Below are 21,311 nucleotides of genomic sequence, written 5' to 3' on the forward strand. Positions count from 1 at the left end.
CGGAACTGCTACTTTAGCCGCAAGCGGGATGCTAAACCGCTCGGTAAATGGAGTCTTAGAAAAGCCCCGTCGGGGTTTGAAAGACAAGCATCTTCCGTCATCGGAGCACGCCGGGGTTTGGTCCTTGGCGCAAGTGTCTCGCGATTCGGGAGCTTTACCGAATCGCGAGATTGTCTTGGTCAGTTGGAACTGGCGACCGGGGCCACAAGCGGCGTGATGCGGCGAATAGCGACGCGGCGGTTCTGTCGTTCCGGCCCTGTCGTATTCACCTTAAGATAACGCTCGCCGTAGCCTTGGGTCGTCAGGTTCTCTGGCGCTATGCCAAAGGCGTTGGTGAGGGCCTCGGCAACTGCCTCGGCTCGCTGGTCGGACAAGGCCAGGTTTGCAGTGTCACTGCCGACGGCATCAGTGTGACCTTCGATCAGGAATGTTTCGGCTGGGTTCTTCTTCAGCAACAGCTCCATTGCGTCCGCAACCCCTTGCAGCTTTTTGACTTCGCTGTCCGAGATCGATGCCGAACCGGAGTCGAAATTCAACGTGTCGAGATCAACGCGCCGGGCGATGTCGCGCACACGCGCCGAGCGTTTGACCTCGTCGACCGAGTAGAGACGCTGGACCTTTTCCACGGGCGGTTGCTCAAGGAAGGTGTAGTAGTCGCCAGGATCCTCTACCAAATCCGATTCCAGGATATATTGCTTGCGCGGAATGGTTAGCCGCATCGGCGGCAAGTCATCGCCAGGGTCGCGCCAATCTTGCACGTCCTGGTAATACCGCTCGTCGACATAGCTCAACACATACTCGCGACCGTCGGGCGTGATGCGGGAGCGCTGGATGACGTCTCCATTGCCGTTGCGGATGGTGACGATCTGGTTGCCGTTGTCGCGAACGACGGTCTCGCGTGTACGGCCGCCCGGCAGATCCTCGTAATACACGTCCTTGGCACCACGGTTCATGCGCGGCGCTTCGTTGCTCTGGACGATCGTCTGGTTGTTGAACTGTATGATGACCCGGCCGCCAATTTCCGCGAGGACATCGGCGCCTTTTGGACGCTCCGGCGCTTGGGTGTCGGGCGCCTTGTCACGGCGAGTGCCCTTTTCGTTCGTCACCGGAACGATCTTCTCCGGCTTGATCTCCTGTTGCGCTGACTTGTCGTCAGCAGGTGGTGGTGCGGCATCTGCGGGGGCGGCCGCAGGCGCGGTGGCCTCATCGCTGCCGTTCTGCGGGGCGACGTTGCCGTCCTTGCCCGGACGTTTCGCGTCCTTCTGGCTGTCCAGGATGGGGGCAGCGTTCGGATACGCTGGCGCCTCGCCCTGGACTGGCTTTTCGCTTGGGGCGGGCGCGGCCGGCTCACCAACGGCCGGTTTTCCGCTGGGGGGCTGCTCGGTCGAAGGTGGGTCTTTTGTCTCGGGCTGGTTTGGGGCAGGCTGCTCGGCGGCAGGCTGCTCGGCGGCAGGTTTTTTCGTAGGTTCAGCCGGCTGTTCGCTCTGTACAGGCGCAGGCTGATCGGTCGCAGCGGGCGCTTGGGGAGCCGGGGTGGGCAAAGGCGCCTTGTCTGCGGGCGGCTGGGCTTGCTTGCCTGCCGGTTCGTCGGGAGCCTTGGACGCAGGCTCGGCTGGCGGCGCCGGCGCAGGTTCGGCCGTTTGCGCGGGCTGTTGCTTCGCGGACGGTTCAGTCGGTGCGGTGGATTCTGGAACGGGAGGTGCCTCAGACGCCGGAGCTGCCTCTTTTGGCTGCTCCTGCGGTTTAGGAGCAGGCTGTGGTTCGGTCGCCGGAGGTGGAGCAGCGTTTTCGGACGGAGCCTGTTGCCTCAGCGCGCAGGCTTCGGCGGACTCGCCCTCCTTACATTTCAACTTGATAAAAATCGGCGTTGCGGATGCGACGAACCGTGCCGCGCCGAATGCCGCGCTGCTGAGCGGGGCCCCGAACGGCGCTGAGGCGATGAGCAACCCGAGTGCGGTGCTGGCCAAAATCTTTGGTCGGCGTGTCATTTGAATTCTCCGTGTCGTGTCCCGTCACTATCCAAACTGGGCGCTGGCACATTGGTTCCCCGTCAAGATCGAATGGCGCGTTTGCCAGCAGACACGACACGCGGCTGAATCGCTACACTGCCTCTCATTGGCACTAGTTGTGGCTATTTTTATCTGGTGACTAGCGATGCCGGCCGGCCGCCTCACAAGATCCGCGTAAGCCCATCTGAACCCTTCTGGCGCCGCAATCCCCGCTAGGCCGCACCAACCGTAGGCACAATAACCAGCAATCTCGAATCCGAAGGCATGCGCGGCTGCGAGCAAGTGGTGTGCAAATGCGCCCCCACCGGCTCTGGGGCTGGTCGCTACCTGATCGTGATCGAGAGACCGCGCGTCACCATCGATAAATGTCGGCCCGCGTCGGCGGCAGGCCGCTCGGACCCCGCGCGCGTTTGGTGACGACGGTCTGGAAAATCTGTGCCGAGGCGCGCTCGAAGGTGATCGAACAGCCCGTGAGATAGAGCAGCCACAGCCGCGCCTTGGCCTCGCCGACCTCGGCGACCGCCTCGTCGAAGCGGGCCTGCAGCCGCTCGGCCCACAGCCGGCAGGTGCGTGCATAATGTTCGCGCAAATTCTCGACGTCGTAGACGAGGAAGCCATGCGCCTCGAGATTGCCCAGCGTCATGCCGATCGTGTCGAGTTCGCCGCCGGGGAAGATGTATTTGAGCAGTGCCTTGAACTCCGGGCCCTTGCGCAGGGTTTTCTTCATGTCGCCCTTGCTGCGCCGTGTAATGGCGTGGTGCAGATAGATGCCGCCTGGTTTCAGCAGGCGATGGATGGTCTTGAAATAGGTGGCGTGGTTGGCAAGTCCGAGATGCTCGAACATGCCGATCGACGATATCTTGTCGAAGGAGCCGGTGAGCTCCGCATAGGATTTGATCTCGATGGTGATGCGGTCTTCCAGCCCCTCGGCGCGGATACGCTCGCGGGCGAGGTCGGTCTGCGCCTGCGACAGCGACACGCCATGGCCGACGACGCCGTAATTCTTCGCTGCATGGATCAGCATGGCGCCCCAGCCGCAGCCTATGTCGAGCAGCTTTTCGCCCGGCTTCAGCCGCAGCTTGCGGCAGATATGGTCGAGCTTGTCGGCCTGCGCCTGGTCGATGCCGTTGGCGAAATCCGTGAAATAGCCACAGCTGTAGACCATGGGCTCGTCGAGGAAGAGCCGATAGAAGGCGTTCGAAATGTCGTAGTGGTGCTGGATCGCCTCCTGGCTCGAACCGCTGACGAAGGGATTGCGCCCGGATAGATCGGCGCGCGCCGTCATCTGTTTCCTCGAAAACAGCACGGCCGGCAGGTCGCGCAGGATCGCCAGTTTCGGCAATGACTTGAGCTTCGTCCGCAGCTTGCCTTGCGACGGCAAGGCATAGAAATCGAACAGCGATCCGTCTTCGACGTCGATCGTCTTGGAGATCCACATCTCGATCAGCGTCGAGAAGGCGGGCCGGCGGAGCACCTGCCAGACGATGTCCTGATCGTTGATGGTGAGCACCGGGCCAGTGGTGGGGCCGATCCGCTCGCCGGTCCACAGCCTGACTGCGAAACCCGGCTTCAGCGTTTCGACAACCGTGCGAACGATCCGTGCTGCCTTGTCGGCGGCGTCCTTTGGCATTTCCCCGTCCTGGCGCAAAGCTAACGATGCCTCCGAAAGTGTGACTTCCATCAACAGGCAGTCCATAATCTAGAGTCTTAGACAGACTCAGCAATCCCCGACGGCGCGTGTGCCGTGGCTACTAAAGCCGCACCAACGGCGCGCCCATCCCTGATCCGCACGGCCACGGCATTGTCCAAATCGATCAGAAAAGGGAACCTTCTCTATCATTCAAAGGTAGTCCTACGCCGCGTGTCCTTTCCACTGTACCGAAACGACGAGCAGCCCCTTCTGCATATTCCGACGGCTCTGCACCCCTATTCGATCATCGATCTTGGAGCCAAGCCTGGCGACAGGATGAGATTCGAAGGGGAAGTTGTGCATGTGGACGAGGATTTGAACAGGGTCACAGTGCAGGTGGTGGGGCGCGTCACGGTCGACACTAGCATGGTCAAGTTGGTGCGAAGATATCGGCCGCCGACCCGCAGCGAGCCGCTGCGTGAAACGGCGGTAAAGCGTTAGAGGTCCTCTCAAGCGCGTCGTGTCCCCGCCGGGGCCGTACGTTTTCGAGTTCGCGGGCGGCTTCCTCGCTCCTTCCGGGAGGCGCGCTTACCGGCGAAGTAGCGTTGGTGGTGATATCGGCACTGGCGTTTTGTTCGAGCAACGTGATTGGGCCATGCTGGTTTGCATGCTCCAGTCCCCGCCACGTCGTTTCGCGTTTCTGCCAGCGCGATAATTAGCTCACCCAGCTTGGTGTGATGGCGGCGGTGTCGCGATAGCCCTGGATCAGCACCACACCCAGTTGCACCTCAGTTCACCGCGGGCCAACCCTTAAACGTTAATGTAGCGTTCGGTGGGATGACATGCCGAGTTCGGCCTCGACGACGTTCATCGCGGTCACCTTGGCCGAGGATATCCGCCCGTGGTCGTCGGCCAGGTGCTGCGCAAACGAGTTCTTAAGGGCCTTCCTGTTTCGGCGGGTCACAAATGGGCGGTCTATTATTGTGCAAAGGCGCCAGCTGGCCGGGAGCCAGCGGGCGACGGACCTTGCGGCCCTAATGACCGCCTGGAGGGGACCGGCGGGCAAATGGCATGACTTTCAGCGCCGCAATCTGAGCTGCAGGCGGCGATTTTCAGTCAGTTTCAAAAAATCGATCTGATTCAACGATTCCGTTGGATTGCCTACGGGACCCTGTGCCTTGGGACGTTCATCGGCCTTGTTCGAAGGCGCGGATGCCTCGAATAGGCTACCATGGTTCAGATGCGTACAGTGCTCATAGCCATGGTCGCGCGCACCGCAGCGAGAACAGCACATCGAGATTTGGCTTATCAGCATTCACTAAAATGCGCGACTTGGATTTTGGTTGCCGAGGCTAGAAGCAAACATTCGGGTGCCGAAGACCCTCAAGGGCCTCACGCCGTACGAACACATCTGCAAAAACCTGGGCAAAATAGCCCGAGCAGCCGGGACTAAACACCGAGTGGGCCACCGTCCCTCCCGTCGATCACGCCTTTCGCTCCACCCCATTTCGAGCCTCACCGCCCACCTCGCGCGGCTGATGCCCTGATTGCCTTCCGGCCTCCTATTTGCCGCAGGCCGGCTCGCCCTGATGCCCGCAGGACAGCTTTTTACCAGGCAACTGCTGCGGCTTGGGCTGCTGTGGCAGGCGTTGTTCTTGGATTTGGGGCTTCGGCTGGGCACGGAACTCCGGCTTGGGCTGGGGCGGCGGACGTCGCTCTTGTACCTGGGCTTTCGGCTGGACGTGGAATTCCTGCTTCGGCTTCGCATGAAACGTCGGCTTCTGCGGCTTGGAGAACATCTGCACGTTCGGCTTTTCCTTCGGCTTGAGCTGGCGCTGCGGATTCTCGTTCGGCTTCTTGACCTTGAAATTCCGCTGGACGTTGATTTCCGGGCCGGTGGAACCTCCACCGCTGTTCTGCATCTTGCGGATTTTCTTGTTCCCGTTGCCCGGGACCTGATCGCTCGGTCCGACAACGGCCTGGCCAGCGGACAGATCCTTGCGCGTCAGCTTCTTCGGCTTGCCGGCGTTCTGGTAGGACAACGCGTTGGGATTGTTCTTCCTGAACTTCTGCCGAGCGCTCAGACCTTGCCCGGCCGGTGCACCGTTGACGGTGGGCAGCTTGCGGAATTTGCCATTCTTTCCCTGCCCATTGCCGGCTCCGTTCTGCTGTTCAGCGCCCTGCCCCTCCGTCACGGCGGCGCCTGGATTCCTGTAGTCTGCGGGTTCCCGCTCATCGTACCCTGCTTGCGCAGCTTCCTGAACTTGTCATTGGACAAGGTCTGGCTGTTGAGCACCGGCTTGCCGTTGACGAGCGGCAGCGTCTTGCCGTTGGCGCCGGGCAAGGCGTGATCGGTCGAAAGCTTGCCGCCAGGTAGCGTCTTTGACATCGGCATGGTGCCGCCTGGCTGCTCGCCCTGCGCTGCACCCTGGCCGAGCTTCGCCGGCAGGCCGCTCGGCTTCTGCTTGACCAGCGCGGCCCTTTTCTGCAGCAGCGGCGGCAGCGCGACCTTGGCCGCGAACGCGGCCGCGCCCAGCCCGCGGCGCCGAGCTTTTGGGCGGTGGTAAGACCGTCCGGCGCGTTGCCATTGCTCTGCCCGCCCTGATTGTTGGTCTCGTTGTTGATCGTCGTATTGTTGATGATCGTGGTGTTGTGGATGTTGTTGAAGACGATGTTGTCCCGAGGCGGCACGACGTTGTGCGGCGGGTTAACCCACACCGGCACCGGCACGAAGACCGGTACCGGCAGAACGAAGATATCGACTGCCGGCCGGGGTGGCGCCAACACGATGAAATCCGGCGGAGGTGGCGGCAGGAAGATCACCGCCGCCGGCGGCGGCGGATCGAAGTCGAAATCGTCGAAATAGAGCACGGGCCGGTCGACATAGATAATCTCTTCCGGCGGCGGCGGCGGCACGTCATAGTCATAGACAGCAAAACTCTGCGGCGGCTCCAGGGCGGCGTCGAAATGCTCGAGCCTGCGGCGGGCGTCCCAGGCATGCGGGCCATGCGGATAGCGATCGAGATAGGACCAATAGGCTTCGGGCGTATCCCTGAGCCAGGTCTGGCGCCAAGTGATCGCCTCGCGCCGCGCCGCCAGGATGGCGCGCACGCGCCTGGCCATCGGATCGTGGGGATAGGCGACCAAAAAGTCTTCGTAGCCGCGCATCGTGTCGCGATCGAGGGCCGCGATATAGGCGTCATGCGCGTCGAAGTCTCGGATCTCCCTGGTCCAGTTTGTCCGCACCTCGGCGGCGGAAACCTGCGGCGCGGGAGCATCCGGAGCGCGATCGAAGAAGACAAAGGGCTCCGCGATCTTCGAGGCGTTCCAGGGCACTTCAGCGCCTTGCGTCACTTCGTTGACGCGCAGCCTCGTGCGGTCGAACACTTCGCTGAGCGGCAAGCCACCTTCGCGCATCATCTCGGCGAGTGCCTGGGCATAGGCGCCATAAGGCCCCTTGCCTTCGGGTGCGACTGTCCCTGGAGCTGCATTGAAGGCGATGAGCATGTTCGGATCGGGATCAACCAGCGCGAGGCCGCCCGCAAGTGGCTGCTTCGATTGGGCCAAGGAATTCGGCCGCGCCGCGTCGAGCACGACGATGTTGACTTTCGACGGCAGCGCGGCAAGCGGCTTGGTGAGGTCGGAAACCCGCACCGCCGCAATCGGCACGTCAGCCGCGTTCGAGATCTGGGCATCGACCGGCAGGAAATAGTTCTCACCTTCGAACTGCACGCCATGACCAGCGAGATAGACGAAGACGACCGCGTCGGGACCGGCGGCCGAAACCTTGGCGAGGAAATCACGGAACGAGCCGCGCAGCGATTCCTGGTCAACGTCGCGCGCGCCGACAACATCAAACCCTGCCGCCTGCAAGGTCTGCGCGATCAGGCCAGCGTCGTTTGAGGGCGTCGCCAGCTCGCCGGATTGATAGGCGGCATTGCCGATAACAAAGGCCAGGCGCTTTTCATTTTGCGCGAGCACGCCCGTCGCGAAACAGACCGCAAAGATAGTAAGCGCGGCAAGGAAACCGAGGAACTTGCCGACGAACTTTTGGAGTGTCCGCATCACAATCTGCCATCCTTACAAACTACGACGCCGCAGAGACAGAAACCTCCCGCAGACAGTTCGAAGCAGAATCTCGCGCGGCTTTGCGGCACAATTTCGTCCAAAAAAGGCGGTATGGGTTACCAGACACGACCGCCGGGGGGCCGGGTCGCATAGCTTGGCATCGGACGTGCGATCGGCATTTCGGACATAGCGACGGTGAGGCCGGCGCTGCGAGATCACCAGCCATCGAGCTGCGGCGACCGGCAATGACTGTCTCGGGGTCCGTTCTCGTCGGTCTCTACCAGCCGTAGCTGAAAGTCGCGCCGCCGCCATCGCCGTTCTGCACGACGTTGGCGTGGGTATTCCTGCCGAACTGGAAAATTCCGTAAGCGTTGTCATTGCCGTTCTGCCGCAGGGTAGCTGAGTGGCCATTGCCCTGCTGTTGGATGATACCCAGATTGCCGCGGCCGTTCTGCGCGATCCCGGCAACATTGCGGCGCCCCGATTGGCGGATGCTGGCGCCGCGCAGGCCGTGATAGAGCGAGTAGACCCGCAGGCCGGCCGCCAGGGCGCCAGCATCGCGGGCGTTGGCAGGGGCATAGGTCGCAGAAACCCAGCCGCCGGCTAAGGCCGGTGCTGACAGCGCCGCCTGGCCGATGCTGCCGGCAACGAGAGCGACTGCGAGGGTCTTGAACATGTCGTGGGTCATCCTAGTCTCCATTTTCCGGCCGTCTCTGCCATGACTAACTGACCTTCTCATTTCGGGGCTGAACCCTGGCGGAACCCGTCGTTCAGCAGTCGTTTAGTCATTGTGCCCAGGCCTGACGCTCATAGAAAAGAGCGCCCCGACCCCGACGCCCTTTTTGTAATCTTGGCGATGCGATCAGGTTGCGCCACCGACCCGCTCGGCGCACCCGATTCTCTTGCCGCCGACGGTTACCTCGAGCTTGGCGTCGTAGATGCCGCCCTTCGCGTCGAGCGTGACGGTGCCGAGCGTGGCAGGGGGGCCGGGCGCGGCGCTGAAAGCGCCGCCCTGCTCGATATCGGTGCCGCCGGTGTGACCGGCACTTTCGACATGGAAGGAATACGTGCCGCTCACATTTGTGTCGGCATGGGCGAGCGCCTCCAGCGAAACCATGCCGCCTTCCGGCGTGACACGGATCTCGCAGCGTACCGGCCCAAGGGACTGGTCGGCGGTGGCCATGGTTGCCAGCGCGTTGGCCGAGACCAGGACCAAGGCGAGTGCCGCGACGCGGCGGGGATGTTTACTTATGCCTGGCATGGTTCGTCTCCTTGGCGTTCGTTAGCCGCGACCGCAGCCCTTTCCGCGGTCGCTTGCTCGTGCTGCCGATTACTGGCAGGCCTGGACGAAAGCGGCCACGTTGCCGCTGCCACCCTGGCTGACATTGGCATCACAGCCGTGCCCCACCTGCACGCCGGCAGCGATGTTGCCGTTGCCGTCCTGCGTCAGAATGGTGGTATGGTTCGAGCCGAATTGGCCGACCCCAGCCACGTTGCGGTCGCCGTTTTGGTAGGTGGCGCCATAGTTGGCGACGCCTTCCTGGCCGATGGCCGAAAGGTTGTGGCGGCCGCGTTGCTGGCCGATCACCTTGTTGAAGCGGCCGTTCTGATAGACACCGATGCGGTTTCTGAAACCGTTCTGAGCGCCGCCGGCTGAGTTCGACCAGCCATATTGCTCGATGCGTACATCGTTTGCCATGGCCGGTGCGACGGCGGTGAGACCCACAAGAGCGGCGAGCGCGGTTGCGACGAAAGAATTGCGGATCATGAGAGCGTCTCCTTTGGCGGACGGGCCGCGCGTTGAACGGCTTCTTTTTAGGAAATGCCGTTCGAACCGAAGCTGAAGACGGTGTTCAGATGGGGTTCAGGAAGGACTAATTGATCGCGATATTGTGATTTTGAGAGCGCTTCCGGCTTTCGGGCCGAAACATTCACGCGGAGCGGGCGGTTTGAATTAAGGCTTCTCTCGGCTGCTTGTCAAAACTTGGCAGCCATTCCCTTCCACCATCTGTTTAAGGTGGGCGGCCATACCAATTTGTAATGTTGGCGCATGGAACCGCACCGGGGTTTGCAGCTTCCTAGCTTTCAACAAAGGATACGTAAGGCGAGCCTAATGTTCAGTGACAAAGAAACACGATTCTGAGAGGCAGGGCTGTTCGTCGCTGTGCCGCTCTCAATCCTGGTCGCGGTGCTGATGGTTAACCTTACGTTCGGCTGGTTTGGATAAGCAACAAGTGGGATTCTTTGTGGCAAGAATCACGCTCGTCGCCAGAAGACTGTCTTCATCGTCGGTGCGAGCCTCCTTTGCGCGGGATCGGCACCCATATTCAGTAGGTATTACTACGGTTTAGATCGGGACCTTTGCAATCCGGACGCAAACGCAGCAAACCCGTTTGTCGGGCCATCAGGCGGCGCCTGCTTGGCATCCTTGGACCCGGCCTAATCGCGGGTGCCTCGGACGACGATCCGAGCGGCATTGCCACCTATTCTCGAGTTGGTGCTCAGTTCGGCTACGGCATGAGTTGGGTCATGCTGTTCAGCTGGCCCTTGATGTGCGCCATTCAAGAAATCAGCGCTAGGATCGGACGCACAGGTAGAGGTATCGCGGGCAATCTGCGAAAGCACTATCCTGCTGGCGTTGGTATTTCGATCGTTTCACTGCTCATGATCGCCAATATCATCAACCTCGGCGCCGACCTAGGTGCGATGGGAGCCGCGTTAAGACTGATCATCGGCGGACCGCAGTTGCTGTACGTCGGCGCTTTTGGCATCGTAACCGTCCTTCTAGAAATCTTTTCCCGTTACTCCCGCTAAGTGTCTGTGCTGAAGTGGCTCACATTGTCGCTTCTCGCCTATGTCGCGGTCGCCTTCGTGGCGAATGTCCCGTGGGCGACGGTAGGCTACGATGCGTTTGATCCCCAGCGCCTTCGCGTCGGCAACCAGCTTGTGCGTGAGTTCGTCGACCGAGATTACGTCGGCCTTCGTCGACTTGGGAACGTTGTTGGCCAGCCACCGGTGCAGGAAGTTTATTCCGCGCGTGCTCATCAGTTCGTTGCCTGACCCGGATTGTTTTGGTTGTGCAGTTGACGGCTGGGCGCCAATGCGGTTCTGCTATTGGTGTCGGGGATTTCAGTCGTGACCGAAAGGCGTTGCTCCCGCAACCGCGCAGTTTTGGCTTCCCTATCCTGTCGCTCTGCCTCAATGATCAGATGTGATTCTCTGTTCGCACGCTCGATCCGATCCTTATCGACTCTTCTGCGCATGAAAACCTCCCGACGGTGGCTTCCGAAAATGCTGCCCGAAGACGATGGTTCCAAAACGATAATTGATTCCGTTCGGTAAAGGGTTCAACGGGATTTGACTGTACGTTTTTAACCAAGGCCGCCGCTCAATGGATCGTTACCGTCGCTGGCTGGCAGTTGTGGGCGTCGGCGCTTGGTGAGTTCGTAAAGCTCCCGCCCATTTTCCGGAGTAGCCTCATGGACCAGGACCATGACGACGGACATGTTTCAGCCTTCGCTTTTGACATCGTACGTGAGGCTTTCAGAAAGTCGGTACGCGAAACAACCCTGCCCGAAGAGCATTGGGCCGAACCGCCAAGCGGCTGTTGCAAGACATGACGACGGAGAACCCGACGCAAGCATTATTAGCAGGATCATCGGGCCCTAAGCGGCCGGCGTGCGTAAGAGCCGCGCCTCGTGCACCAGGTGACGGAGAATGGTTCCATAGGCACTTAGCCACCCCCATCCCTCTTCCTCCCGTAAATCCTGCAGCGAAGCGTGCCGCAAATCTTCCTCACCACGCAAGTGCTTGACGCGGCGGATCAGCCCCGGTTTGACCCATTGCGTGAAGGGGCGCCTCATCCCCTTCGGCGCCGTGCCTGCGCGCTCCTGGACGCGCTTCCAAAGACGCTCGCGGATCGCCTGGCTCGAATTGATGAAGGCCGAGCCGCGACCGGTTGCTCGATCGGCCCTCAGTGCCGAGTAGCATTTCGCCTTCAACCAGTTCGTCGACGGGCCGCTGCGGTATTTGCTGTCGCGCCGCTTCGATACCATCCCTTCAAGGCCAGCCTTGTCGAGCAGATGGAAAATCGCCTTGGCTTCACCCGGCAGTGGTTCGCTGAACTGGATCCGGCCACCAGGCTCGATCATACTGGCCAGGATCTCGCGGCGCTCCTCCAGCGCCATATCGCGCAGGTCATGGCCGTTGAGGTGCAGGAGGTCGAAGGCCACGAAATATAGGTCGTGTTGCCGCCTGGTGATCGCCTTACGCAGCTCTCCGCAGTCAGACAGGCCGGCCCCGTTCAAAACGATGATCTCGCCGTCGACGATGGCGCTCTCGGCGCCGAGGCCCCTCTTTCACTAAGTCGGAATATTTGGCTGTCCAGTCGTGACCGTTGCGCGTGTAGATCCTGGGGCCGTCCTCATCGATGATCAGTTGCGAGCGGTACCCATCGAATTTGACCTCGTGAATCCAGTCGTCACCCTCAGGAGGCTGCTCAACGAGGGTCGGCATCAGAGGCGCGACGAACTTCAAACGCATGCACAGGACTCACAAACCGCAATTCAATCAGCATGTGCTAAAATAGTTCCGAACTTAGAAATCTTCAGCGAAACAAACCGGCTTGCCGGGCGTTGCGATCGATTGGGGTGTGAGAAGCCGATGCCAATCTATCAAGTGGAAAAATTGTACGGCGACGAAGTTCTCTCCTCTGATACGGTGGAGGAAGAGGACCCGATGAAGGCGGCCGAAAAGGTCGTCGGCCGGTCCGTCACGCCCGGAGCCTCGCAGGATTACTGGTACCGAGTCGTCGACGAGCGCGAGGCCACGGTTCACGAGTTCCAGCCTGGCCGCAACAGGTGAAGCCCGAGACTTCGCGAAGTGACGAAGCTATCTGACCTTGGCCCACCGATCCCCGGCAAGCTGCACGGCGGCGACCTCATCCGTGAAGAGGGTTATTTCTACAACTGCCCGAACTGCGGACAGAGGGTGGATCAGCGCGACTGCGGCAGGTCTTTTGGCACGAAGAGCCAGGGCATGAGCCTCTAGCTGTGAGCTTTCGGGAGGTTGTCCATTCGGACCGGACCGGGGAGACTGGAGTTACCAGGCTTCAGCACTCACCGGAGGGTCCGAATGAACATCCACAAGAATGCCCGTCTCACGCCGCTGCGTCGAGAGGAGATGGCGCTGTCGGTGATAGAGGGCGCTTTTTTCAAAGCCCATGCGGCGCGCGCCTATGGCGTGTCGGCCAAGATCGTGGCGCGCAGGGTCGAGCGCTATAAGGCCGAAGGTCGAGCCGGCACGGTCGACCGTTCCTCACGGCCCGCCCATATGCCACAGGCGACCGCTGCGTCGATCGCCGAACGCATCGTGGCGCTGCGGCGGCAACGTTGGACCGGCAAGCACATCGCCCATGAGGTCGGTGTCTCGCCCGCTACCGTCAGTCGGGTTCTCAAGCGTGCTGGGCTGTCGCGGCTCAAGGATATCGAACCGGCCGAACCGGTCCGGCGCTACGAGCGCGAGCATCCCGGCGAGATGATCCACACATCAAGAAGCTCGGCCGTTTTGAGCGCATCGGCCATCGCATTACCGGCAAACGTACCGGCAATGCCAGTTCGCGCGGCAGCAGTTGGGAGTTCGTCCATGTTTGCATCGACGACGCCTCCCGCATCGCCTTTTCACAGATCCTGCCCGACGAGAAACAGGAGAGCGCCATCGCCTTCCTCAAGGCGGCGGTGGCCTACTACGCCAGCCTCGGCGTCGCGATAGCCCGCGTCATGAGCTACAACGGCTCCTGCTACATATCGAAGGCGATCTCGGCCTCAAGCACGTCAGGACAAGACCCTATACGCCCAAGACCAATGGCAAGGCTGAGCGCTTCATCCAGACAGCACTGCGCGAATGGGCTTATGCCATCGCCTATCCGACTTCAGATCACCGCGCCGCAGAGTTGCCGGTCTGGCTGCATCGTTACAATTGGCACCGTCCCCACGGGAGCCTAAAGTCCAAAACACCTATCAGTCGCCGCGATCTAACCGAGGACAACCTGTTGAGGCTCCACATCTAGCCCGAAACCGTTGCGACGATTCTCGAGTTTTCTCGAAAGAAGTAGCAGCCCCGGTGCGGAGACCACAGGCAAAAAGAGCCCGCCCGGAACGGGAACCGAGGGCGGGCCATGAGGTAGCTAGGGATCAACCCAGCAACATGTCAACGAGTAGCGAAGGGGTTGGTTGTCAAAAGGGTAGCATCGTCGCTCAAACTGCTTCTGGCGACCTCAGCGGGTGGCTGGAGAGAGCCCCGACACCGATCGCACGCTCGCGCTGGAGAAGACCACAAAGGCAAATATCAGCACAGCAGCAGCCACCATCAGCGAGCCGCCAGCGACGACCGGCTCAAGCGCTGAATACCCTCCATGCAGCATCAGATACAGCGCCGGCAACATGATCACCAATCCGGCGTTATAGAGGCCGTAGTGGATCATTGCGATTTTCCGCTCTGCCTTAGCCTGGTTGAGCGCGTAGTACCCACCGAATATAGCGCTGGTGACCCATCCGAGCAGATTGATGTGAGCATGGGCCGGGAAGGAACCGTGATCGCCGGAGATTGCCATTTGCAAGCCGGCACCGATCCCCAAGATAAGCCACACGACAGCCGTTTTAAAAAAGAGATCCGAAACTTTAGGCATGACACTTCTCCCCAAAAGCGCTGAAAATTAACGCTCGCGATATTAAGGGGCTGCTAAAATGACAATGCAATCAAAATCAATGCCAATCCGGCGGCACTTGCTGTTGCGCTACCGCGCCTAGGCCTGTCCAACCCCTTCCCTGGCTCGGGTGGCTGGAGAAGAGCGCCACCATATTGCGTCCATAGATGTTCGCAGTCCCAGACCCTCAAGCTAGGCGTTCCAGGTTCCCCGTACAGCACCATTGCACCGCGAACGTCGTAGCCAAGCACGGACGCGTTGCGACGAACTGGATGGCGCGCCCCAAGCCGATGGCGCCGATCCGTGTTTCCGTTTTACTGATGAGATCGATCACGCCGAAGATTTCCGCATCTGTTCCGCTGCCGGCTAACACAGCCGTCGATAACGCGTCGTCCAAGGCTCGCGGAGTCCCCCGTAACCAACCCCTGCTAACTTCAATGGGCGAAATTTGTTCCGTGCGGTTTGCTTGCCGGCCCTTGGCTGAAAAGCATCATTCACAGCGCTTAAACTAATGGCACGGATCGTTTCGTTTACGCTGGCTACGGGATCGTTACCGGCTGCGAGCGTCGTCTCGATCGGGGATAGATCATCCCGTTGCGGCGGCTCCTTCAACGGAGATCGCTATTGAATGACTGAAGTCCCCGGCTTCACCGGCCCGAACGCCTACGGCAAGTAGACGAGCCCGCGTCATCCAATTGATGGATGAAGGCCAATATGCGCCGGTGGTATTTGGACGTCATGGCTCGCGACTTACCTCCAGCGTTTTGCAGAGGCCGCTGGCTTGTGGGGCCGAATATGAGCAATACGACACTCATTGCTATCGCTTTCCTCGCAATCAGCATCGGCCATGCCGAAGCCAAGGACAAGCACCGGCCGGCTTGCACCGCGTCGAACTCGGTCGTCGAAGTCCTCGGTGACAAATGTTTTCTCGTCAAAGGTTGGATGATCTATGGCGACATTGCCGAGCTTTCCCAGATAGTCCGCTTGAACTAGTAGCCGGGGCTGCGGCGCACAATAGAAGCGGAATCGCTGGAATGGGCAATGATCCGAGATGACGTTAGAAGGCGAGGCTCGAAGAGATCACGCCGAAGGCGAAGAAGCGCTAGGTGGTGGCAAGATTTTTACCGCTAATGCGCCTCGTCTTCCAATCGAACGACACGCCAGCCGGGGCCCGAAAACCTTGCGCAGGCTTTTTCATGATCTTGAAAGAACTGCTGGCCTTGGGCTCAGGACCAGCTTGAGACTCACGTTTCCTCTGAACCCAAGGCGCCGCGCCGGATAATCATCTGACGGATCACGGCGCGCTCTTCTGCCGACAGCTTGGTTAGCTCGCCAGCGTGTTCGACTTGGACGGGAGATCCGTTCGGCCGGAATGCTCCACTCGATCGGCGGCGTCCAGGTGGCCGATGCTTGGATCTGAACATAGACCGACGGCACCTTTGGCCCGCTGCACAGAGTGGAGGCGTCGACCACGGAGGGCGCCTAAGCGACGAGACGGCAGCCTCACGGTAATACGGAAATACGCCCGAGGAGGGCCACCAGTTCGGCCTGACGTTTGGTATCGGTTTTGGCGAACAGCGAAGCTAGTTGGGACCTGATCGTGGTGGGGCTGAGGCGCCAACTGCGGGCGATGTCCAAGGGCGCATCCCCCTGAGCCAGGCGCATGGCAAGCTGGGTCTCCGCACTCGTCAAGCCGAACATCTTTTGCAGGGTCTGAGGATTGGCCGACGACCTATTGTCGCGGTCCAACAATGCCACGATGCTCGTCCCATCAGGAGCAATGACACCGCCCTCATTGAGTACCACCGGACGATCGCCGGCGCTGCGGATCACTACCCATGACAACGACCCTCGCAGAAAGTTGGCCGGAACATTGGCAACGAGCCGCCTGAGTGCAGCCGAAAGTTCGGCAGCTGTACCGGCCGCTTCGTCCTGACGCTCAAATGTGCGTTGGGCGGCGGCGTTCCATTCAACCACCTTCTTCTCGCGGTTCAAGAGGAGATAGCCACAGCCGATGCGGTCAAGCATGCCGGTGACGGATTCCATGTTGCGTCGCTTCGAGTCCCCGACATCGGCAGCCGGCCGATCTGAAGTGTTGCGCGCTGTAGAAGTTGGGCGTCCGGATTCATTCCGCAAGACAACATACCTGTTGCCCGCAACGGTGTCGTTGCGCCCGTCAATCAGAGTCATTGTTCCTACCCCAACCCTTGTGTCTGTCCGAGCTTCATCTTGAAGTTCGATATCCCGAAATAAATTGATCTTGCTTAGGTCAGGGCTATCCACATGAGGGACTACGATCCAGACTTGCTCCTAGTCTCGACGGACTAGTCCGGAGGTCGTAGCCTCACACATGGATATGCCGATCCGTCCGAAAAACCTTGCAATCTGCACCTACCGTTGGGCATTGCGGCGGATTTGTACGGGTTCGCCGACCGCGTCTTGGCCCCGCACCGCGGGCTGGAATCCATTTGCAATCTTTGCATGGGGTTGGTCCTCAATTTGGTTGGTAACCCCTCCCCACCTGCGAGCAGCATTGACAGTCCCAACTACGGCCTGCCCGCCAGCATGGACGTGCACATGCTAGACCGTGACTTTCTGCTGGCCTTTGCCGCGATGGCGGTTGAGGGCTTCGAGCAGCGTCGCATACAGGTCGGATACATGGCCGCACCAATCAGCAACTGCAAAAAGCTTAAAACCCCCTTGCCACCTGAGAGCCGTCCATACACGTTCGGCGCCGACGACTTGAGGTTCGACGGTGGCAGCACCTTGTGAGCTTTCACGAGGGCCTCCAGGCGGCGACAGCAAGGGGCGAAAACGCCGGACCGGCAAGCCGGTTGGCGACGTGACTTCGCGACCGCGACAACGAGGATCTGAGGTTTAATTCGCGAATAGTCATTTGACCATTGACACGGTCTTGTTTGCTCGCGTCTGTAACGGGGTTAAACCCCGGTATTTCTTCATCACATTGGTGAAGTGACTTTGGCTTGAAAATCCGGTCAGATGAGCAATGTCGGCGATCTTCATTTGGCCGTCGAGAAGCAGTCCTTCGGCGAAGTCCAGTCTCAGATCGAGGACGTACCGATGAGGCGGCGCCCCAAATGTCTTGGAAAAAGCCCGCACGAAATGGTGGGGCGAAAGCCCGGAAACCGCCGCCATCTCGGCAAGCGCCAGCTTCTGGCAAAAGTTCTCGTCAAGGAAAGCCTGCACTTTGCGAGCAGTGCGAAGGGGAAGCCCACCTTTCACACTCAGGGTCCGCACCGACTCCCAAGAGTCATCACGACGGGGCATCTTCTCATCTCCATGGCCCGGAAGGAATCCTAGGCTGCCATCCCCGTTCCACACAGCAATAGATCGAACTGCCCTTAAAATCGCTATGGTCAATCCGGCCAAGTGGGGCAAGTAAAATTGTCGTTGGTCCTCAGCATCTTGAGCAATGTGTGTCGCTCGGAATGGGGACGAGCAAGAAGCCGGCTGAGAAACAAAAATCAGATGGGGCCACCGATAGAGCGGCCTTGTCACGGTGGTGCGGATTAGATGGTCTAGCGGTCAGCGACGTCTCGGGTGAGCGTGCGGGAAGTCGCTTTGAAGGGGTTAGGAAACTTTTTCGCGGCCTATCGTTCGGTGACATCACAAAGCTCTCCGACCTCGGACCACCCATTCCTGGCAAGCGCATCGCGGTGACCCGGAACGGGAAGAGCGACTTGCGCCAAGTGTCTTATCACGATCCGCCGGTGCACGCGCCGCTAGAGTCGGAGATCGAGGCTCAGATCATCGAATTCCCTCGACGGGAATGAAAGCCCGCCACTGAGGACAGTGGCGGGGCGGGCCACTGCGAGGGCCAGCGACGGGCACCTTCTGGGGTTGCCTGTCGCTTCTTTTCGAACATGCGGCCCCGCCCTAGCGTCTGGCTGTGCGGCCAAGTTGGGTCGTCCGGGGCCGGAGGTTAACAGCAACGAGACGAACGCCGGTCTCACGGTCTCGGCAGGGATCCGCAAGTGATCGTGTCTGGCCAGATCATCCAGGAACCTGACGACAGCTTTGGCTGCTCGTAGCGTCGCACGCCATCGGCGCCGCATTCGAGGATTCCGTGCTCAAGCATGAGGCTCAGATGTTGTGATAGGGCCGAATTGGAGATATCGACAAGGGCGGCTAATTCCCCCACCGTTTTTTCACCACCCATCAAATGAAGGGCAGGCAAGAAACGCTTGCCGTTACCCAGAATGGCAAGCCAACGCGCCACTGAGGCCGCTTGTTGGCGGAGGCTAAGGGGCTAGGCCGGCCTTAACTCCAGGGCACGGGCGTCCCGAATTTCTGCAGGTCTTTGCTTGACGTACGAACCCATCTTTGTCACCGATTCGAAGATGCAGAGTCGCTGCGGCGACCCGCCTAGTCAAGCGGATGCTGAAAAAGCCCGCCAGCCGTGAGGCCAGTGGCTATGGTCCGGAGTGCGCGCATCCAGTTAGGCTGACCTGCCACTGAACTGTCATCCAGTGGCGATTAGAGCGCATCGTCTCCGTTGCCATAGATGCATCCAGGCGCTGAAATTGTCATTCCGCAAGGCAACTAGTAACGCTAAGTTGAGTGTGCCGCCCTTGCAGCGCGCGCCTTTTTCAACAAGCCTTAGGTTAGACGCGGTGCAGGCCGGCACTTTTTGCGTGCTTCGTCGAGCGCCTTGGCCGCGTCCTTGTCCACTTGGTTTTTCATGATCTTTGCCGCCGTATTGAGCACGCAGTCAATATAATCGTCGTCCTCGTCCGCGATGGCTGCGCCGATCATAGTCGCCGTAGCCAGGAGGATTGCTGCAGCTAGTTTCATAACATCCTCCTGCCGAGGCTTGGCATTCCATAGAGCCGGGCAAATTCGTTTGGTTCACCCGCGGCTAGTTGATCCGCTCCTTCGATCCGTATTGTTGGGCGTAAACCTTTAGCATCAGCTAACGCTCTTCAGCAAAAATCGGGGCCAACACCGGATTTCGGGCGGTCTCCTGTCGCCCAGAGACGCCGCCGGTTTCTTCGATATCACAGGTATTCCGACCCTACGCAGGTTCGAACTGCAACGCATACTTGCCTTGGCACGGTCACTCACGCGACTGCGCCTAAATACCAGAGTGATTTTATGCGACTTGGTAACGGCCTGTTTAGCGCCAATGGCTACACAAGCAATATGACGCCGCGCACCAAACGTATCCTGGGCAAGTCATTGGTCGTGACGGTAATTGCAGTCGTCGCGACCTTCGGTTTGTCGTTTACCGTGAGACTTGCGCTGCAGATGCCAATCGACTGGCTGAGTTGGGTGGAATGCACCTTCATACCCATTTTCATTGGAATGCCCGTCGCTTCCTACATCTTCAACCAGTCCGAAACGATCCAGGATACATGTGACAAGTTGGAAAAGTCGCATATGGCCTTGAAAGAGGCACACGACAGGCTGACCTTCGTAACGAGCCACGACCAGATGACGGGGCTCCTGAGCCGCGGTGAATTCATCGCAAGGATGGACAGAAGGCGCGACGAAGGAGAATACGACACGCTTCTCCTGATCGACCCCGATCACTTCTCCTCAATCAATGACGAGCACGGACATTCCACGGGTGACGAGGCTTTGCTTCGGATTGCAAAGGCGCTCGTCTATGCGACACGCCGCGGTGACTCAATTGGCCGCCTTGGTGGCGAAGAGTTTGGGGTCTTGCTGCGAGACCTGCGCAAAGACCGGGCGATTACAATTGCGGATAACATTCGTCGACATATCGAGGGGCTTCCCTGGATCAAAGGGCAACAAGACAGCGTGAAGGTGACCGTCAGCATCGGTGGTGCGGAAATTGCTCGCGATGCAGATCCTCAGGATGTGCTACGCACTGCGGGGCGCTGCCTTTTTGAAGCGAAGCAACGTGGGCGGAACCGCGTTTCGTTCGACTATCAGTCATCCAGGTCGCAAGGTTTGGTGAGCGAAACACGCAGCAGATAAACAGGCCCGCCGTTGGCAATAAGAAGTGCCTAGCAGACCAAAAGCGACCGGCAGATGAGTTATATGGCACTACACGCCATTAGCTTCAGGCTGTTCCTTTAGCCTTCCTGTGGCTCAAGTCCAGGTTATTGAGCTCATACAGTATGTCGTCGGCCTCTAGCAGCTTCAGGCCAGCCAACAGAACGCCGTCGAGAATCGCCGGCTGCCCTGTGAACATGTCAATGATCGACCAGACCCCGCTATGTGCTCGCTGCATGTTGTAGCGCTTGGTGATTTTGGTCATAGTCTGCGCCCTGGCTAATCTCGCCCCATCAACATCCAATAGCACCGCATCGAAAGCACGGAACGAGCCGAGAGGCGTCTACGTATTTGTTTCGTTGGGGCCGGTGCCCACGACCACGAGGACATCGGGCCTGCTTGCCAAACGAGAGTATCATCAAACGCCTAGCCTGGTAAAATTACTCGGTCATTTGTAAAAGAAACCATAAAGGCGGTATCGCTCCCGGGTTGAAGGCAGGAGCAAAGCGAGACCGCCTGCATTCGTTTTTTTCGACGATGCCGGCGCTCTCCTTCGCCAGCTTGCCCCGCCTATGGCACCCGTTGTGCCGCTTACTCCCAGCGCCTGGCTGATTGGCTTTCAGCCGTACCGGCGCGCCTCGAAACGCTAGGCCTATTAACCGGTCATTCACCATGCCGCTATAAGCTTTCTCAAGGCTGCGGCTGTGTTTGTGTACCGCAGCGCCCTGGCGGCAAGACGATGGTGCTAGCGGGCGTAGGTCGTATTCTAGGAATTCTCCCCGTACCGGCATTCCAGGGCGTTGGCAATTCGCTCGCAGAGCAGCTCACCCATGCCGATTTTTAGGTGAAGACGGACGCGACCTCCTTGCGCATTAACCAATGTCACTACAACGCCTAGATCCTAGATCCGTGTATTCAG

At 59.7% G+C, this 21,311-nt stretch carries 21 protein-coding genes and 3 pseudogenes; 7 read left to right on the top strand and 17 right to left on the bottom strand.

The genetic code is table 11. From position 1 onward, the window contains the following. Window positions 1-179: 179 nt before the first annotated feature. From AC56QQ_RS21655 to AC56QQ_RS21685, 7 genes are all read right to left on the bottom strand, one after another. Window positions 180-1,988 carry an OmpA family protein gene (locus AC56QQ_RS21655; protein ID WP_497123299.1) on the bottom strand — a complete coding sequence of 603 codons (1,809 nt, stop codon included), beginning with the start codon at window positions 1,986-1,988 and terminating at the stop codon, window positions 180-182. Between the two features lie 373 nt (window positions 1,989-2,361). Continuing rightward, window positions 2,362-3,639 (bottom strand): class I SAM-dependent methyltransferase, encoded by a 1,278-nt coding sequence (locus AC56QQ_RS21660; RefSeq protein ID WP_497123300.1) that lies wholly within the window; start codon window positions 3,637-3,639, stop codon window positions 2,362-2,364. Window positions 3,640-5,201: 1,562 nt separating this feature from the next. Further along, on the bottom strand, window positions 5,202-5,834 hold the full coding sequence (locus AC56QQ_RS21665) for a hypothetical protein (protein WP_497123301.1): 633 nt from the start codon (window positions 5,832-5,834) through the stop codon (window positions 5,202-5,204). Between the two features lie 37 nt (window positions 5,835-5,871). Next, on the bottom strand, window positions 5,872-7,704 hold the full coding sequence (locus tag AC56QQ_RS21670) for a caspase family protein (RefSeq protein WP_497123302.1): 1,833 nt from the start codon (window positions 7,702-7,704) through the stop codon (window positions 5,872-5,874). Between the two features lie 280 nt (window positions 7,705-7,984). Next, entirely contained in the window at window positions 7,985-8,395 is a 411-nt protein-coding gene (locus AC56QQ_RS21675; protein ID WP_497123303.1) for a curlin, read from the bottom strand. A gap of 174 nt (window positions 8,396-8,569) precedes the next feature. Then, window positions 8,570-8,968 carry a curli-like amyloid fiber formation chaperone CsgH gene (gene csgH, locus AC56QQ_RS21680; RefSeq protein WP_497123304.1) on the bottom strand — a complete coding sequence of 133 codons (399 nt, stop codon included), beginning with the start codon at window positions 8,966-8,968 and terminating at the stop codon, window positions 8,570-8,572. Between the two features lie 69 nt (window positions 8,969-9,037). Then, a complete protein-coding gene (locus AC56QQ_RS21685; protein WP_497123305.1) occupies window positions 9,038-9,475 on the bottom strand; it encodes a curlin in 438 nt (145 codons plus the stop codon). Between the two features lie 593 nt (window positions 9,476-10,068). On the opposite strand from AC56QQ_RS21685, the gene AC56QQ_RS21690 reads away from it, so the two are divergent. Next, window positions 10,069-10,521, top strand: coding sequence for an NRAMP family divalent metal transporter (locus AC56QQ_RS21690; RefSeq protein ID WP_497123306.1), 453 nt, complete (start codon window positions 10,069-10,071; stop codon window positions 10,519-10,521). Window positions 10,522-10,614: 93 nt separating this feature from the next. Here AC56QQ_RS21690 and AC56QQ_RS21695 read toward each other — a convergent pair. The 3 genes and pseudogenes from AC56QQ_RS21695 to AC56QQ_RS21705 all read right to left on the bottom strand — a co-directional run. Then, window positions 10,615-10,752 (bottom strand): annotated as a pseudogene (locus AC56QQ_RS21695) (DUF768 domain-containing protein); the annotation flags it as partial. Next, window positions 10,752-10,970: a hypothetical protein gene (locus AC56QQ_RS21700; protein ID WP_497123307.1), complete on the bottom strand. Its 219-nt coding sequence runs from the start codon at window positions 10,968-10,970 to the stop codon at window positions 10,752-10,754. The pseudogene AC56QQ_RS21695 and the gene AC56QQ_RS21700, both read right to left, overlap by 1 nt. Window positions 10,971-11,459: 489 nt before the next feature. Continuing rightward, window positions 11,460-12,249: pseudogene (locus AC56QQ_RS21705) on the bottom strand (ATP-dependent DNA ligase); the annotation flags it as partial. A gap of 120 nt (window positions 12,250-12,369) precedes the next feature. On the opposite strand from AC56QQ_RS21705, the gene AC56QQ_RS21710 reads away from it, so the two are divergent. The 3 genes and pseudogenes from AC56QQ_RS21710 to AC56QQ_RS21720 all read left to right on the top strand — a co-directional run bounded on the left by AC56QQ_RS21710 (window position 12,370) and on the right by AC56QQ_RS21720 (window position 13,774). Then, window positions 12,370-12,570: a hypothetical protein gene (locus AC56QQ_RS21710; protein ID WP_497123308.1), complete on the top strand. Its 201-nt coding sequence runs from the start codon at window positions 12,370-12,372 to the stop codon at window positions 12,568-12,570. Window positions 12,571-12,588: 18 nt separating this feature from the next. Continuing rightward, window positions 12,589-12,756: a hypothetical protein gene (locus tag AC56QQ_RS21715; RefSeq protein WP_497123309.1), complete on the top strand. Its 168-nt coding sequence runs from the start codon at window positions 12,589-12,591 to the stop codon at window positions 12,754-12,756. Window positions 12,757-12,840: 84 nt separating this feature from the next. Further along, window positions 12,841-13,774: pseudogene (locus tag AC56QQ_RS21720) on the top strand (IS481 family transposase). 207 nt (window positions 13,775-13,981) lie between these two features. Here AC56QQ_RS21720 and AC56QQ_RS21725 read toward each other — a convergent pair. Together AC56QQ_RS21725 and AC56QQ_RS21730 are read right to left on the bottom strand one after the other, a co-directional pair. After that, a complete protein-coding gene (locus tag AC56QQ_RS21725) occupies window positions 13,982-14,392 on the bottom strand; it encodes a hypothetical protein (RefSeq protein ID WP_497123310.1) in 411 nt (136 codons plus the stop codon). A gap of 205 nt (window positions 14,393-14,597) precedes the next feature. Continuing rightward, window positions 14,598-14,807 carry a hypothetical protein gene (locus tag AC56QQ_RS21730; protein WP_497123311.1) on the bottom strand — a complete coding sequence of 70 codons (210 nt, stop codon included), beginning with the start codon at window positions 14,805-14,807 and terminating at the stop codon, window positions 14,598-14,600. A gap of 398 nt (window positions 14,808-15,205) precedes the next feature. On the opposite strand from AC56QQ_RS21730, the gene AC56QQ_RS21735 reads away from it, so the two are divergent. Beyond that, window positions 15,206-15,403 carry a hypothetical protein gene (locus AC56QQ_RS21735; protein ID WP_497123312.1) on the top strand — a complete coding sequence of 66 codons (198 nt, stop codon included), beginning with the start codon at window positions 15,206-15,208 and terminating at the stop codon, window positions 15,401-15,403. A gap of 510 nt (window positions 15,404-15,913) precedes the next feature. Here AC56QQ_RS21735 and AC56QQ_RS21740 read toward each other — a convergent pair. Beyond that, window positions 15,914-16,456, bottom strand: coding sequence for a helix-turn-helix transcriptional regulator (locus AC56QQ_RS21740; RefSeq protein ID WP_497123313.1), 543 nt, complete (start codon window positions 16,454-16,456; stop codon window positions 15,914-15,916). 351 nt (window positions 16,457-16,807) lie between these two features. On the opposite strand from AC56QQ_RS21740, the gene AC56QQ_RS21745 reads away from it, so the two are divergent. Next, window positions 16,808-17,182, top strand: a complete 375-nt coding sequence (locus AC56QQ_RS21745; protein WP_497123314.1) for a hypothetical protein — start codon at window positions 16,808-16,810, stop codon at window positions 17,180-17,182. Window positions 17,183-17,302: 120 nt separating this feature from the next. Here AC56QQ_RS21745 and AC56QQ_RS21750 read toward each other — a convergent pair whose 3' ends face one another. From AC56QQ_RS21750 to AC56QQ_RS21760, 3 genes are all read right to left on the bottom strand, one after another. Further along, entirely contained in the window at window positions 17,303-17,698 is a 396-nt protein-coding gene (locus AC56QQ_RS21750; RefSeq protein ID WP_497123315.1) for a helix-turn-helix transcriptional regulator, read from the bottom strand. A 682-nt stretch (window positions 17,699-18,380) separates the two neighbouring features. Next, entirely contained in the window at window positions 18,381-18,650 is a 270-nt protein-coding gene (locus AC56QQ_RS21755; protein ID WP_497123316.1) for an ArsR family transcriptional regulator, read from the bottom strand. A 380-nt stretch (window positions 18,651-19,030) separates the two neighbouring features. Beyond that, window positions 19,031-19,225 carry a hypothetical protein gene (locus AC56QQ_RS21760; protein WP_497123317.1) on the bottom strand — a complete coding sequence of 65 codons (195 nt, stop codon included), beginning with the start codon at window positions 19,223-19,225 and terminating at the stop codon, window positions 19,031-19,033. A gap of 300 nt (window positions 19,226-19,525) precedes the next feature. Here AC56QQ_RS21760 and AC56QQ_RS21765 point away from each other — a divergent pair, with 300 nt between their 5' ends. Beyond that, entirely contained in the window at window positions 19,526-20,374 is an 849-nt protein-coding gene (locus AC56QQ_RS21765) for a GGDEF domain-containing protein (protein WP_497123318.1), read from the top strand. An 85-nt stretch (window positions 20,375-20,459) separates the two neighbouring features. On the opposite strand, the gene AC56QQ_RS21770 is transcribed toward AC56QQ_RS21765, so the two are convergent. Continuing rightward, entirely contained in the window at window positions 20,460-20,657 is a 198-nt protein-coding gene (locus AC56QQ_RS21770) for a hypothetical protein (protein WP_497123319.1), read from the bottom strand. Between the last annotated feature and the right edge of the window lie 654 nt (window positions 20,658-21,311).

Source organism: Mesorhizobium sp. RCAM 05099 (assembly GCF_059683685.1).